Consider the following 14,839-nt stretch of genomic DNA (forward strand, 5'->3'; position numbering starts at 1 on the left):
CGATCCGAAGATTTTCCGAAACCTTTTCTTTCTCCTCCTTCGGAAGAATTACTCTTGTTGCTGTTAAAGTATTTCTTGCCTGGTTTAGAAAAAGCGGATGGACGCTTTGCTTCAAATCCATCATCTGATTTTTTACGAAAAGATTTTGGTGAATCTTTCCTGTCAAATTTACCCGACCCCTTAGCAGAAGCATCACGACTGTTTCTGGATAGTTTACCGGTTGGTCGCGATGCATTGCTGCGACCGCGTGATCTTCCTGAGTTATTGTTACTGTTGCGGCTGTTGGGCATCTGTTTCTTTTAAATCTGTATTCTCTCCGATCGTGCTTATATCACCTGTAAATTCTTTTGGTACGGGTAACTCGGCCAGATCGTTGATGCCGAAGTATTCCATAAATTTAGTTGTAGTACCATAAAGCATAGGCCTGCCTATACTGTCTGCCTTGCCGGTAATTTCTATCAAACTTTTATCAAGCAATTTTTGAACAGCATAGTCACAGTTCACACCGCGTATATTTTCTATTTCTGTTTTAGATATCGGTTGCTTATAGGCAATGATGGAAAGCGTTTCCATTGCAGAAGTCGACAATCTTTTCTTAGACTGTTGCTTCAACATTATACCAATGCTGGCCTGGTAGGCAGGCTTGGTTAAAAATTGATAGCCACCACCTGCTCTGAAAAGCTGAAAGGAAAATTCTTCACCGGTATATTTCTCTTCCAGGCGATGAATCGCTCCTGCAATGTCTTCGTCAGGAATATCGGCATTGAACATTTCCGAGAGACAGGTTTTTATATCAATAACTTTGATCGGGCCTGGCGAGCAAAAGATCAACGCTTCTATATGATTCTGTAGGAAGTCCACGGTATTCTGTGTTAGTGACTAAATATAACTCTATTTTAAAATCTTTCGGAGACAAAAATCCCCTCTGTTTAGGAGGGGAAGCTTGTTTAATCCTGCTGCATCATTTTCGCTTCGATCGACTGCGTGGTGTGTGGCACCGCGATGAGTCGTTCTTTTGGAATCAGTTTACCTGTTACTGAGCATATACCATACGTTCCGTTCTTGATACGTACCAGTGCGTTCTCCAGGTTTGTTATATACTTTTGCTGACGTGCTGCTAGCTGACTGAGGTTTTCTTTCTCGGCAGTTTCGGCACCATCTTCCAATACTTTTGTATTGCCACCCGATGTTGCGTCTGTTCCTTCGTCATTATTGCGATTGAGTGTATCTTTTAAAATTTTATACTCTTCTTTCGCCTTATCAAGCTTACGGTTAATAAGCCCTTCAAACTCTCTCAATTCTTCTTCAGAATATCTTGTTCTTTCATCACTGGATGCTACACCTTGTGCAGGCTTGTGAGCAATCGGTCTCTGGTTCGGCACGGGGAAAATATTTAATTGTGGCGGAGCGGGTTTTGGAGCTGCTGCTGCCGGCTTTGGTGAAGCCGTTACTGTCTTCTCAACTTTTTTGGCTGCTGCTTTTTCAACCTTCTCTATCTTTTCTACTTGTTCGACTTTCTTCGGGGCAGGCGCTGAAGCAACTTTCTTGGGAGCTTCTTTTTTGGCAACAACTTTCTTAGGAGCCGGCGCTGCTTTTTTAGCAGGAGCTTTTTTGGCAACAACTTTCTTAGCCGGTGCTTTTTTAGCTTTAGGAGGAGCAGCCTTTTTTACTTTAGCTGCTGGTTTCGCTTTAGCTGCTTTTTTTGCAGGTTTGGCGCTTGTCTTTTTATTCTTAGCCATATGGTATTTCCCCGTTTGGTAAAAGATGCGCAAAATTATGCGCTCACGCACGAAAACAAAAAATATTGTCTAATTAATTCCCGAATCCGCATTATAGCAGCAAATCCCTACCTTTCCTAATCATTAACCCAATCTTATGAAAAGAATTTTACTCTGTCTTTTACTTTTTACGGCAATAGCGTGCAGTACAAATCGCGATAAACCGATATCAGAAAATTCGCCCGGACCTATAACGCTGGTGATACATGGTGGTGCCGGTACTATAAAAAGAGAGAACATGACGCCCGAGCGCGAAGCGGCCTACCATGCTGCGTTGCAACAAGCGCTTGACAGCGGATATACTGTTCTAGAGAAGGGAGGTAAAAGTCTGGATGCTGTAATTGCTGCTATCAAAGTGATGGAAGACTCGCCTTTATTCAATGCTGGCAAAGGAGCCGTATTTAACAGCGAAGGAAAAAATGAACTCGATGCGTCTATTATGGATGGAAGCAACCTGATGGCTGGAGCTGTGGCCGGAGTTACTACAATTAAAAATCCTATCACTGCTGCGTATGCTGTGATGACTAAATCTGAACATGTGATGATGATTGGTGATGGTGCCGAAAAATTTGCACGCGAGCAAAACCTGGAAATTGTAGACCCTTCATACTTCTTCGATTCGCTCCGCTATAAACAATGGATCAAAGCAAAGCAGGCAGAGAAAGATCGCACTGCTGCATGGATCGATCCCTATACGAAAGACAAAAAATTCGGAACGGTAGGAGCTGTTGCGTTAGATCAATTTGGAAATATAGCAGCCGGTACATCTACCGGAGGTATGACCAATAAAAAGTATGGACGTGTAGGCGATGCACCCATTATAGGCGCAGGTACTTATGCTGATAATACTTCGTGCGGTGTATCTGCAACGGGATGGGGAGAGTATTTTATACGCCTTGCCGTAGCGCACGACATTTCTTCATTAAAAAAATATGCAGGACTTACACTACAGGAAGCAGCCGACAGTGTGGTGATGAAAAAAGTACCAAGCCTCGGTGGAGATGGAGGAATTATAGCGCTCGATCGCCAGGGAAATGTGTCCATGACTTTTAATACCGAGGGTATGTATCGCGGGTATATCAAGAAGAGAGGCGAAGGCAAAACCTTCATCTATAAAGATTGACAATAGTATAGGTATATATACAGTTATAAACGGATTGTTTCATTGTTAAATATGAAGAGGGGGCTTACAACTATTCCCGCTAATCGTTATATTTATTTTTATTATGCACAGGTTTATCAGGCTATCTATACTGTTATTGATTACTGTTTTTGCTATGCAGGCCGAGGCAACGCACTTGCGATCGGGGCAAATTATTATCAATCAGTTGACTATTGGTAGCAGAACCTGCCGCATTACCGTAAGTGTTTATACCAATACGATCAACACATCAGTTCTGTTTGGTGGCACAGAAACTCTTCTTGACTTTGGTGATGGAACAACGCCTATAACTATACCAGAGATAGGACCAGACAATGCAAACTACAAAGTAATCGACCCGGTGCTGGGTATTGCCACCGCATTCTATACGATAGAGCATACTTATGCGACTAGTGAATCCTATCATGTATCATACTCTGAGAATAATCGTAACGGTTCTATTCTAAATATTGATCACCCGGAAGACACACCTTTCTTTCTGGAATCATTCTTTAGACTGGTACCTGGTAAGCGATATGAAAGTCCGGAATTTCTGGCAGAGCCTTTCTTCATTGCTGCTATACAAGAGACCTTTTCATACTCGCTGGCCGCAAAAGATACAAACGATTATTCCCTGTTCTACAAACTTTCCGTACCTAAAAAAGGCTGGAATATACCGGTCGATAATTTTCGCGCTCCTGAAAGCCTGAAATTAAATTCGCTCACCGGGCTTCTAACATGGGATTGTATATTTAACGGCACAAGTACAGTGGGTGAATACCTCTTTTCGACAACCGTTTATCAATACGATAACACTTCGTTGATAGGCTATACTGCGCGCGATGTTCAGGTGATATTAACAGATTCTGAACTAACGGGAAGGGTATCCGACAATGCTGAGTTAAATGAAAACAACCGGGTATATATTCCGGAGGGCAAAACAAAATCCATTCGATTATTTGCAGAGGATGATAAAGCAACCGAAATATTATTCTCTGTTTACTCTGCATTCGAAAAATCTAATCTGGAATTTACTACATACGATTCCGTTCGTGCAGAACAAAAAATTAAAGTATGCCTGATCAAACTAAATTCAACAAACGAGATTCTTCGCAACAATCCCTATATAATTATTGCCCGTGCTTATTTTAAAAACGATGATGATACTATCGTGAAAGATGTTGCTTATTCCATTTATACCAGAGATGTTGAGCTTAGTGAACCTGTGGTGTTGAGCACAGAAGAAAAAAATGTTATAAGTATATATCCGAATCCGGTTCGCGACTTTCTAAAAATTGATGGGATAACCGGGACAAATGTTGGTATTGTTACCGATCAGCAAGGAAAAGCTATTGCAGAACAAAATGTGCATGATTCAATCGATCTTCGTTCTGTATCTCCCGGACTATATATTGTTGAAATTAAAAATGCCAGCCGGACTATCCTTCGTACTAAAATTATCAAGTACTAAAAGCTGTCCAACCGGCATTCTCCTCACTCTACTCTATCTCACTTACCACTCTGCATATACCCTTCCGTGCGGCCTGTTCTGTTCCAGGTAGGCAGGGAAATTATCTTCGTAATAATCTACATCAACACGTGCGGCCCTGTATACATCTACTCTGTCCATACAAACAGGTCTGTTAATACTTACAGTCCAATTTCTTCCGGAGAAAGAAATATATACCTGGCGATGACAATCATAGTATACATCGTAATCGCGATAGTATACATAGCGTGGACGACCATAGTAATAATGATGTACTACCCGTTGTTGTACCGGAGGAGCCGGGATATAGTGATGATAAACACGCACATCTTTATGATCGTAGTGCCTATTGTCATCGCGGTAATGAGAGTAATCACGTCTGTTGTTATCGTAATGTTCGTGTCCGTTACCGCGACCGCGATTACCATCATGCTGATTATGATCATGGCCTCTTCGCTGAGCCTGAACAGTAGTTGCTGCTGCTATCAGAAACATTATTACTGTTGCCTGTAAACCTAATCTCGTTTTCATAATGCAGGTTGTTAAATATACCTGCTTCATGTAAGGCAAACGCAATGCCAATTCGTGCTACAACATGTAAGTGATTGTTTGATAGCAATTTGTGTTTTAGAGCGTATTTTTTTTCAGTGTCGTGAGGTATTCAACCAGGTCAACCAGCTCCTGCTCCGTCATAGTAGCCTGTAGGTTAGAGGGCATCAGTGAGCCTTCCAGTTGCGCGCGTGTCGCTATATTTTCTTTCAACACCGTCTGCTGGTTACTCATATACTGCATATCGATCTTGTCTTCTGTTTCAGAAACAATTCTGCCAAAAGCCGAAGAGCCATCATGCATTTTTATACGCCAGCCTTCATAACCAAAACTGATACCCTGATCAGGATACAGCACTGCGGTATATATACCTTCGCGCGGTAACTTGTCGCCAATCTCACTCAGGTCAGGACCAAAATTCACTCCTTCGTTATTCACGCGATGACATACACTGCAACTGGTTTTGAATACTTCTTTACCTCTCAACACATCGCCACGCTTTTCGACCAATATCGATACCGTTGGTAACGATGTGCCCTCTTTACTCCCCGGTAACTTCAAATACTTTGCTGCCTCCTCACGCAGCGATGCACGCCACGCAGTTTGAAATACACCGGCTGCTGCCGACTGCAGTGTTACTGGAATTTTTTTGTCTTTCGCCAAAGCAAGTAATCTGTCTTCTGATTCCCACGGACCACCAAAGGTTTTTATTGCAAGTTTACGAAGCTCCAATTCCTTGGCACTGTCCATAACAATGCGTTCCATAATTTCCATTGCCCTTTTATCGTACATATAGGGCCACAAGGCTTTGATCATCGCCTGGGCTTCATCGCGACTGGAGGAATTTAATGCTTTATCAATCAAATCAGTTCTGTTCCAATCAAGCAATGCTTTGATAGATTCTTTTCCTTTGGCACTGTCCGGATAATGTATACCCAACTGCAGCAAATCATTTGCACGATCTTGTAGTTTGAATAAAGAAACCAGTTCTACAAATTCAAGTTTGCCTTTGTATTGGTCCAGTATAATGTTCAATGCGCGCTTAACAGGTGGCGTCATTTGCATTTTAGATGCATCCATGTGTTTGAGTGCATATAAAACTTTTTCTCCCTTTGTTTGCTGAACAAGTTGTGCCAGGACTTGTTGCTTCGATGCATCATGATGAAAATCGAAAGCCCGATAATACCGAAGCATCTCTTTGTCGTCTGATGCTTTGATCAATTCTGCCAGCAATGGCATAGCCGCTTTACTTCTGCTGCGCCACACTATATCTCGATTGGCAGGTGTATTCCACTTACTTCCTGCTTTCTTTTTCCAGGTGTTAAAGTACAGATCTTCATTGGTTGAAGCCCCTATACCTAATGCTTCAAGATACCAGCGATCTTTACCATTGTATTGCAATGCAAGTTGCGCCCAAAGATCGGCAGCCCCTGCGGTTGTATTTCCATGCAGGGCAAGGGCAAGTTCTCTCCTTACCTGTGCTGAAGAATCATTCACTAAAGATTTTGCCAGTGATACTATATCTTTCTTATACAAACGCGCTGCGCGTATACCTGCTATACGAATGTCATTTTGTGAATCTGCTAACGCCTGCGATAAATAACTTTCACGCTGTGCATCCAGCCTTATGAGTAACCACAGGGCTTGCGCACGATGTCGCACATTATCGGACCTCCAAAGTTTTTGTAATGCATCTTCTGCTTTATCTCCCATCGCAGCTAATGCAGTCCATCCTATGTATCGTGTTGCCGGGTTCGGACTAAGCAAAGTTTTTATAGCATCATCGGGTGTAGTTACATCTGCTGGTGAAATGGTATAGGGAGATTTCGGTTTTGCTATCCTGTATATTCTGCCCCGATCTACATCTTCCATCTGGTGGCCTCCTACTCCGGGATCATACCAGTCTGCCACGAATAACGAACCATCGGGTGCCACCGCAATATCTGCCGGACGAAACCATTGGTCTTTTTGTCCTTCAAGTATATTTACTATCGTAGCTGTATATCCTGCACCATCTTTCTTCACCGGATAAGCTCGCACTACATTATGTCCTGGCTCCGCATGAATAAGTTGTCCATAAAAAGAAGAAGGCAGTATATCTCCTTCGTAGGTGGTTATACCCGTAGGCGAACCCGCTCCCGTTTGCAGCAGGTTCGGTATAACTCCGGGGTCATTCAAATGCCAATGACGCAACGGAATTTCTGTTTCCATATTGGTGCGTCTTTTATACCAGCTTGCTCCGGTTATCTCATCTTTATACCCGAAGTTGCCATGCTCCATTACATAGTTGATGCGCGTGCCTTTGTTACCATCATCATCATTGTCGGATTGCCACACGGTTCCGAAAGGATCGACTGTTAACTCATAATTATTTCTGAAATTATTACCGAGGACTTCTACTTCACTGCCATCCACATTACAACGCAGCGCCATGCCATCGCGATAAGGTTTGCCATTGGCTACAACTTTATTACCGAGTACATCGGTTACCGTATCGCCTTTGGCATCTACCAGCAGTACACCTTCGTTGCCCATGTTGAAATACAGTTTGCCATCCGGGCCAAACAGAAATGCATGTATAGCATGATCGTGCTGCACACCTTTTATACCCTGAAACAAAATCTCTTTTTTATCGGGCACATCGTCACCATTCTCGTCTGTAAAAACAAACACGTTCGGGCTACACGATACAATCACTTTGTTTCCCAACACACAAATACCCAGTGCAGCATTTACATCTGTTCCCTGGTAAAATACTTTGCTATTATCAGCCTTGCCATCACCATCGGTATCTTCCAGGATCATGATTCGATCGCCTTCTTTCTTAACCGGGTTTTTGGGATTGTATTGATTACGATAATTGTAGGCTTCACAAATCCACACGCGTCCCCTGGCATCAATATCCATGTTGGTTGGATTGCTGAACATCGGCTCCGATGCAAACAACGTTACTTCAAGTCCATCGAGAACTTTAAGATCAGCAAGTGACTTTTCAGGAGAATGATCATCGATTGATGTTTCTTTGGTGGAACATGCCCAAGCCAACAGCATGAACATCATTATACCATAACAGTACTTCATATATGGAGATGAGGTTGTTCTAAAAGGTAAGCAGGTTTTATCAATGATCTATCCTGCAACGCTTGATAATTGCTTATTAAAATCTTATCTCTCTTTGTCTTTGGAGAGATCGGTAAACATACTGTTGAACACCGAAAGTATAAGACTGAATGCAAGCGCCCACCAAAATCCATCAACACGAAAGCCTGGTACAAAATAATCTACCAGCATAATGATGAACGCATTGATCACCAGCAGAAATAATCCGAGTGTAAAGATGGTGATGGGGATGGTAAGTATTATCAGAATAGGTTTTACTATAGCATTCGCAATGGCGAGTACAGCTGCAACCAGTAAAGCATATCCATAATGCTCTACATGAACCCCTGGCAGCAGGTAAGACGTTAAAAGTACAGCAAGGCCGGATAATAGAAAACGCGCAATTCCGTTCATTTTTAGTGTATTAAATTTTTGATTCAATTTCCGCTTTTACGGTAACAAGTCAAATTTTAAATTTCGACCATGTACGCGATAGTTGACATTGAGACGACCGGAGGGTATGCGGCAAACCATCGCATTACAGAGATTGCTGTCTACCTGCACGATGGTATTCAGATAACGGATACTTACCACACGCTGGTAAATCCCGGGCGAAACATTCCTTACTATATAACCGGACTCACCGGTATCACTACCGAAATGGTGCTCGATGCTCCGAGCTTCGAAGAGGTTGCTGAAACAGTTTTTAATCTGTTGGATGGAAAAGTTTTTGTTGCGCATAATGCTCACTTTGATTACTCTTTTCTAAAACGGGAGTTTGAGCTCGCAGGCATCAATTGGCAATCGAAAAAATTATGTACGGTACGATTGAGTCGGAAAATTATACCCGGACTTCGTTCCTATAGTTTGGGAACATTATCGGAGAGTCTGGGTATACAGATCAGCAACCGGCACCGTGCGCATGGCGATGCACATGCTACGGTAAAAATATTTGATCAGCTTCTGAGACGCGATCGCGAGAATCACATTGCGAAAGCATTGAAAAGAAATTCCGGAGAAACTATACTTCCTCCCAATCTCCCGAAAGAAGATTTTGATAAACTTCCTGCGCAGCCGGGAGTATATTATTTCCACAACGCACGTGGGCAGGTGATCTATGTTGGTAAAGCAATCAACATTAAAAAAAGAATTGCCGGGCATTTTACGGGCGATGCACGCGAATGGAGTCGTTCAAAGATCAGAAATGAGATTCATCATATCAGTTACGAGCTTACCGGTAATGAATTGATCGCCTTGATCCTGGAATCGCAGGAGATAAGAAGACTCTGGCCCAAGTATAACCAGGCACAAAAGTATAAAGCAGAAGAGTGGGGCATTTACGAATACGAAGACCGCAATGGCTATCTCCGCTTCTCAGTAAATATGGTAACACGCGGCTCCCATCCTCTTATAAAATTCAGTACAAAGGGTGATGCCTGGAATTTTTTATGGGAGAAGGTTCGTGAATTTGATCTGTGCCCGAAGTTGTGTGGCTTGCAGCTCGCCAAAGGTTTGTGCTTTAATTACCAGACCGGTGAATGCCATGGCGCATGCGAAGGTGTAGAAACCGTTAAGCGATATAACAAGCGTGTACACAAAGCGATCGATACGTTTAAAATTGCAGGTAATTCTGCGGCCATTATTGGAAGAGGAAGAAATATAGATGAGCAGTCGGTTGTGCTGGTGGATAAAGGTACCTACTATGGTTTCGGTTATATTGGTAAAGATGTATCTATCGTAGACTTTGAGTCGGCACGCAACTATGTGCGCAGCAGCACAGAAACACCTACCGTACAAAATCTTATTAATTCATATCTTACAAATCCGCGAGGAACCGAAGTGGTTGTATTCTGATTTTTGCAGCGATGTTGTTTCACAACGCATTCCATATACGCAATCATAAAATACACTGAACAAGAACTACGTTGTGACTATACCTGTATAATCTATTGAACACACACTATGAAGAGATATTGCTTTCTGTTTTTATACCTCCTCGCAGAGGGACTGCTCGCACAGCAAAAACCAGAGATAGCCTTTACTATAGAAGAGAAAGACCTTATCCCGGAAGGTATTGCCTATAATGCGGTTGACAAATCTTTTTATGTGAGTAGTATCAACAAGCGAAAGATCATCACTATATCTGCTGATGGAAAGGTAAGTGATCTTATCGCTTCCGGTGATAACGAGATCGAACAGGTACTCGGCATGAAGGTAGATGCGAAAGGTTTTTTATGGGCATGCAACAACACCCCGGAACACGACACTGTTAACCGCATCTCAAACGTGCATGTATATGATCTGCGCACCAAAAAAATGGTGATGCGGTTTAAACTGGTAGACGACAGACTCCACTTATTCAATGACCTATATATTACAAAGGCGGGCGATGTTTTTATAACCGATACACAGGCCAGTATGCTCTGGGTTGTGCGTAAAGACAGTAAAACACTGGAAGAATTTACAAAGCCCGGAAGCCTTACGTGGGCCAACGGTATCACTGCTTCGCAGGATGAAAAATTTTTACTGGTGAGCACAACCGGTCCGCTGGGCATAGCCATGGTAGATACACAAACAAAAGCGATCACTCCATTGTTAAACGATCGCTATATGATGATGGGGTTCGATGGCCTGTATCGATATAACAATACGTTGATTGGTGTTCAGAATACTTTCTTCCCGGAGTCTATTCAGAAAATTGTATTAACACCGGATAACAAGCGGGCAGAGAAAATTGATTTCCTGTGTGAGCGCGATGCGCTGTTCAATTCACCAACAACCGGAGTTGTAGCGGACGGCTATTTTTACTTTATCGCAAACAGTCAGTTGTTGCAGATCATTGGCAACCAGGGAAAGATAAAGGAACCGGAAAAGTTGAACGATACCTTCATCATGAAGATAAAGTTGAGCGAGGCGTATTGACAATCGGATTGAACCTGTAATTTGCCGACAAACTCAAATAACCGGACATGATCAAAGAATACATTTCATCAAACAAAGACCGTTTTCTGGCTGAGCTTTTTGACTGGCTGCGCATTCCCTCTGTTAGTGCAGATAGTCGTCATAAACAAGACGTTCGCAAGGCAGCAGAATTTCTGAAAGAAAAACTGAAAGCTGCCGGTGTTGATGCGGTAGAGATATGCGAAACAAAAGGTCATCCTATTGTATATGCAGAGAAGATTGTAAATCCATCTCTTCCCACCATTCTGGTATACGGTCATTATGATGTGCAACCCGCTGATCCTATAAATCTGTGGGACTCACCTCCATTCGAACCGGTTATTAAAAACGACAAGATATATGCACGTGGTGCCTGCGATGACAAAGGACAGGTATATATGCACGTAAAGGCTTTTGAAGCCATGATGAAACTAAATCTTTTACCGTGCAATGTAAAGTTCATGGTAGAAGGTGAAGAAGAAGTTGGCTCTGATAACCTCGGTGTATTTGTAAAAGAAAATAAAGCAAGATTAAAGGCCGACATCATTCTTATATCAGACACTGCGCTGATCTCCCTGGAGCATCCTTCCATTACTACAGGCTTGCGCGGACTAAGCTATATGGAAGTAGAAGTTACCGGGCCTAATCGCGATCTTCATTCCGGAGTATATGGTGGTGCAGTAGCCAACCCGATCAATACATTGTGTAGCATGATTGCTTCACTGCATGATGAGAAAGGACGTGTTACTGTAAAAGGCTTCTACGATAAAGTTGCCGAACTCACTGCAGCACAACGCGAAGCTCTGAACAAAGCTCCTTTTGATCTGAAAGAATATAAACACGAACTGGGTATAGATGAGATAAAAGGAGAAGATGGCTATACTACATTGGAAAGAACTGGTGTGCGTCCTACTCTAGATGTTAATGGTATATGGGGCGGCTACACCGGTGAAGGGGCGAAGACCGTTCTTCCTTCGAAAGCGCATGCTAAAATTTCAATGCGACTGGTTCCTAACCAGGTAAGTGCTGAGATAACAGCGTTATTTACCAAACACTTTGAATCTATCGCGCCAAAGTATGTAAAGGTGAAAGTAACAGCGCATCATGGTGGGGAACCGGCTGTAACTCAAACTGACTCGGAAGCCTACAAAGCCGCCAGCAAAGCATTTGAAGAAGTGTTTGGCAAAACCCCCATCCCTACAAGAGATGGCGGCAGTATACCCATCGTTGCTTTGTTCAAAAAAGAATTAGGGTTAGATACTGTGCTGATGGGATTTGGTCTTGATAGTGATGCTATACATTCACCCAATGAACATTACGGTGTAAACAATTTCCTTCTCGGTGTGGAAACGATCGTGGCTTTCTACAAAAATTACGCAAAGAAGTAACTATATATACTTCATAATATAAAAAGAAGGTGCAGTCAGTGATTGCACCTTCTTCATTTATATAGCCAACATTAAAATAAACTAAGGTTCCCGCCTCTTCTGAATTTAGTAAGATCTATTGCAGGCATAACTTTGCCGGCAAAGTACTTTTTCTTTGAAACTGCAAAGAGCTGATGGATCATCTCTGCAAAATTACCTTCGCCCGTCATACGTCTTCCGAATTGTGAGTCGTTCACACTTCCTCCATGCAGTTCACATATCTGGTGCCATACTTTTTCAAAGCGATCCGGAAAATTCTTTCGCAGCCAGTCTTCAAAGATTTTTCCTATAGAACCATTCAGTCGCACAACCGTCATACCTGCGCCCAGCGCTCCACGCTCGCTTGCAGCCTTTAGTATCTGTGGTATTTCATGATGATTCAATCCGGGAATGATAGGTGCATTCATAATGCCTACCGGTATACCAGCGTTGGCTAATGTCTCTACAGTTTGTAATCGCTTTGCTGCACTGGCTGTGCGCGGCTCCATTACTCTTCGCAGATCTTCATCGAGTGTGGTGATCGATATATATACATGCACCAGGTTATCCTGCGCCAAATCCTTGAGCAGATCAATATCGCGAAGCACAAGACTATTCTTTGTGATCATGCCCAGTGGATGTCGATAGCGTGCAAATATTTTCAGCATGCCTCGGGTCAATTCAAACTTACGCTCAAGTGGCTGGTAGCAATCTGTATTTCCGGATACACTGATCGGTACTGCCTGCCAATCCGGATGAAGTATAAATTTCTCCAGCAACTTCGGTGCATCTTTCTTCACGATTATCTTGCTTTCAAAATCTAATCCGGCATTAAATCCCCAATACTCATGCGTATTGCGCGCATAACAATAAATGCAACCATGTTCGCATCCCTGATACGGGTTGCTTGAATACATCATGCGAAGATCAGGACTGTCCACTTTGTTCACGATCTTCTTCGACTTCTCATAAAAGATCTGCGTAGTTGGTGCTGAGAATAATGGTTCGTCCAAGCCTTCAACATGTTCTGTTACATACTCGGCCTTCAAAAATTTGTTAACGGTTTTTATCTGCGCCCCGCGGCCTTTGAAATAATCCTCTTCCATAAAAGCCTCCTCTCTATTTAGTCATACATAATTACTAATTAATTTAGTTATTATGTCTAAAAATATTAGTTAAATTTTATGGCCGATTTTTGTGCTCTCCTTCCACTATTTTTAGAACTCAATTCAATGATTTGCTTACTTATCAATTGACTCCCGTTCAGGAATTGCTGCATCCGATTTTACAGGAAGCCGATATACGTTTAATCATTAAACGCGAAGATCTTAACCATCCCTTCATCTCCGGAAACAAATGGTGGAAACTTCGCTACAATCTGGAAGAAGCAAAACGCACCAAGCAAAAGACTCTGTTGACTTTTGGAGGTGCATTCTCCAACCATATATATGCAACTGCCGCAGCAGCGCGCGAAGCCGGATTCAAGAGTATAGGAATTATTCGTGGTGAAGAAGTATTGCCATTGAACCCTACGCTTCGCTTTGCCAGCGAATGCGGCATGAACCTATATTTCGTTTCGCGTGAAGAGTATAGAAAGAAGAGCGAAACACCTTTCATAGAGAAACTTCATAATGAGTTAGGTGAATTTTACCTTATACCTGAAGGCGGATCAAATGCATTGGCCGTAAAGGGATGTGTTGAATTTGCGCAGAGTATATCTTCTCTTTCATTTGATTATTTATGTTTGGCTGCAGGCACAGGAGGAACACTTGCAGGAATAATAGCAGGAACAAATCAAGCGAAACAGATTATAGGTGTAAGTGCACTGAAAGGTAATTTTCTCGAAGCAGAAGTAGAAAAGCTGCTAAAAGAATATGAAGCAGCCAACGAAGTTTCTATTCGTAACAACCATTGGAAAATACTCCATAACTATCACCATGGGGGCTATGCCAAAGTAACACGCGAACTCATGGCGTTTATAGCTGAAATGAAAAGCATATATAGCCTGCCGCTCGACCCGATATATACCGGTAAAGTATTATGGGCTATATTGGAAGAAGCAAAGCGTGGTGCCTTTGAAAAAGGATCAACTATACTAATGATACACTCCGGTGGTTTGCAGGGAGCAAGCACGTACGAAAATCTATATACCTGAATATACAGAACTATACCAGCATCATAATCGCAGCGATCAGAGTCATGCCAATAATGAACCAGCGATAAAGTCGTTCGGGTATATTACGTACAATAACAACTCCTAAAAATGCTCCGACAGCAATCAGCGGTATCGCAATCAGGTCTAGCAGAAAAGTATTCCACGATATAGTGTGCCAGGCAAAAACATGGAACGGCACTTTAAACCAGTTCATAACCATAAAGAACCACGCAGTTGTACCTATAAATGTATTCTTGGGTAGGCGCATCGAGAGAAAATATA

At 42.5% G+C, this 14,839-nt stretch carries 14 protein-coding genes; 6 read left to right on the plus strand and 8 right to left on the minus strand.

The features are described from left to right. The 3 genes from VIN08_RS06545 to VIN08_RS06555 all read right to left on the minus strand — a co-directional run. Positions 1-290: hypothetical protein (locus tag VIN08_RS06545; protein ID WP_331962021.1), on the minus strand; the 290-nt coding region annotated here is incomplete at its 3' end. Then, positions 268-861, minus strand: a complete 594-nt coding sequence (gene scpB, locus VIN08_RS06550) for an SMC-Scp complex subunit ScpB (protein ID WP_331962023.1) — start codon at positions 859-861, stop codon at positions 268-270. The genes VIN08_RS06545 and scpB, both read right to left, overlap by 23 nt. A gap of 86 nt (positions 862-947) precedes the next feature. After that, positions 948-1,364 (minus strand): TraR/DksA family transcriptional regulator, encoded by a 417-nt coding sequence (locus VIN08_RS06555; RefSeq protein ID WP_331962058.1) that lies wholly within the window; start codon positions 1,362-1,364, stop codon positions 948-950. 511 nt (positions 1,365-1,875) lie between these two features. On the opposite strand from VIN08_RS06555, the gene VIN08_RS06560 reads away from it, so the two are divergent. Beyond that, positions 1,876-2,901 (plus strand): isoaspartyl peptidase/L-asparaginase, encoded by a 1,026-nt coding sequence (locus VIN08_RS06560; RefSeq protein ID WP_331962026.1) that lies wholly within the window; start codon positions 1,876-1,878, stop codon positions 2,899-2,901. Positions 2,902-3,004: 103 nt separating this feature from the next. Beyond that, positions 3,005-4,390: a T9SS type A sorting domain-containing protein gene (locus VIN08_RS06565; RefSeq protein WP_331962028.1), complete on the plus strand. Its 1,386-nt coding sequence runs from the start codon at positions 3,005-3,007 to the stop codon at positions 4,388-4,390. Positions 4,391-4,432: 42 nt separating this feature from the next. Here the strand turns inward: VIN08_RS06565 and VIN08_RS06570 are convergent, their stop codons facing one another. From VIN08_RS06570 to VIN08_RS06580, 3 genes are all read right to left on the minus strand, one after another. Next, a complete protein-coding gene (locus VIN08_RS06570; protein ID WP_331962031.1) occupies positions 4,433-4,939 on the minus strand; it encodes a hypothetical protein in 507 nt (168 codons plus the stop codon). Positions 4,940-5,035: 96 nt separating this feature from the next. Then, positions 5,036-8,038 (minus strand): PVC-type heme-binding CxxCH protein, encoded by a 3,003-nt coding sequence (locus VIN08_RS06575; protein ID WP_331962034.1) that lies wholly within the window; start codon positions 8,036-8,038, stop codon positions 5,036-5,038. Positions 8,039-8,122: 84 nt separating this feature from the next. Next, the gene (locus tag VIN08_RS06580; RefSeq protein ID WP_331962037.1) at positions 8,123-8,470 is read right to left on the minus strand and encodes a phage holin family protein; all 348 of its coding nucleotides are present in this window, start codon (positions 8,468-8,470) and stop codon (positions 8,123-8,125) included. 69 nt (positions 8,471-8,539) lie between these two features. Here VIN08_RS06580 and VIN08_RS06585 point away from each other — a divergent pair, with 69 nt between their 5' ends. The 3 genes from VIN08_RS06585 to VIN08_RS06595 all read left to right on the plus strand — a co-directional run bounded on the left by VIN08_RS06585 (position 8,540) and on the right by VIN08_RS06595 (position 12,384). Continuing rightward, a complete protein-coding gene (locus VIN08_RS06585; protein WP_331962040.1) occupies positions 8,540-9,910 on the plus strand; it encodes an exonuclease domain-containing protein in 1,371 nt (456 codons plus the stop codon). Between the two features lie 108 nt (positions 9,911-10,018). Continuing rightward, positions 10,019-10,978 (plus strand): hypothetical protein, encoded by a 960-nt coding sequence (locus VIN08_RS06590; protein WP_331962043.1) that lies wholly within the window; start codon positions 10,019-10,021, stop codon positions 10,976-10,978. A 47-nt stretch (positions 10,979-11,025) separates the two neighbouring features. Further along, the gene (locus tag VIN08_RS06595) at positions 11,026-12,384 is read left to right on the plus strand and encodes a dipeptidase (protein WP_331962046.1); all 1,359 of its coding nucleotides are present in this window, start codon (positions 11,026-11,028) and stop codon (positions 12,382-12,384) included. A gap of 71 nt (positions 12,385-12,455) precedes the next feature. On the opposite strand, the gene VIN08_RS06600 is transcribed toward VIN08_RS06595, so the two are convergent. Beyond that, on the minus strand, positions 12,456-13,508 hold the full coding sequence (locus VIN08_RS06600; protein WP_331962049.1) for a PA0069 family radical SAM protein: 1,053 nt from the start codon (positions 13,506-13,508) through the stop codon (positions 12,456-12,458). A 131-nt stretch (positions 13,509-13,639) separates the two neighbouring features. On the opposite strand from VIN08_RS06600, the gene VIN08_RS06605 reads away from it, so the two are divergent. Continuing rightward, positions 13,640-14,557 carry a 1-aminocyclopropane-1-carboxylate deaminase/D-cysteine desulfhydrase gene (locus VIN08_RS06605; RefSeq protein ID WP_331962052.1) on the plus strand — a complete coding sequence of 306 codons (918 nt, stop codon included), beginning with the start codon at positions 13,640-13,642 and terminating at the stop codon, positions 14,555-14,557. A gap of 10 nt (positions 14,558-14,567) precedes the next feature. On the opposite strand, the gene VIN08_RS06610 is transcribed toward VIN08_RS06605, so the two are convergent. Continuing rightward, positions 14,568-14,839, minus strand: a 272-nt coding sequence (locus tag VIN08_RS06610; RefSeq protein WP_331962055.1) for a TSUP family transporter, incomplete at its 5' end; no start/stop codon positions are given.

Origin of the sequence: Ohtaekwangia sp. (assembly GCF_036568665.1) — a bacterium.
GTDB lineage: Bacteria > Bacteroidota > Bacteroidia > Cytophagales > Cyclobacteriaceae > Ohtaekwangia.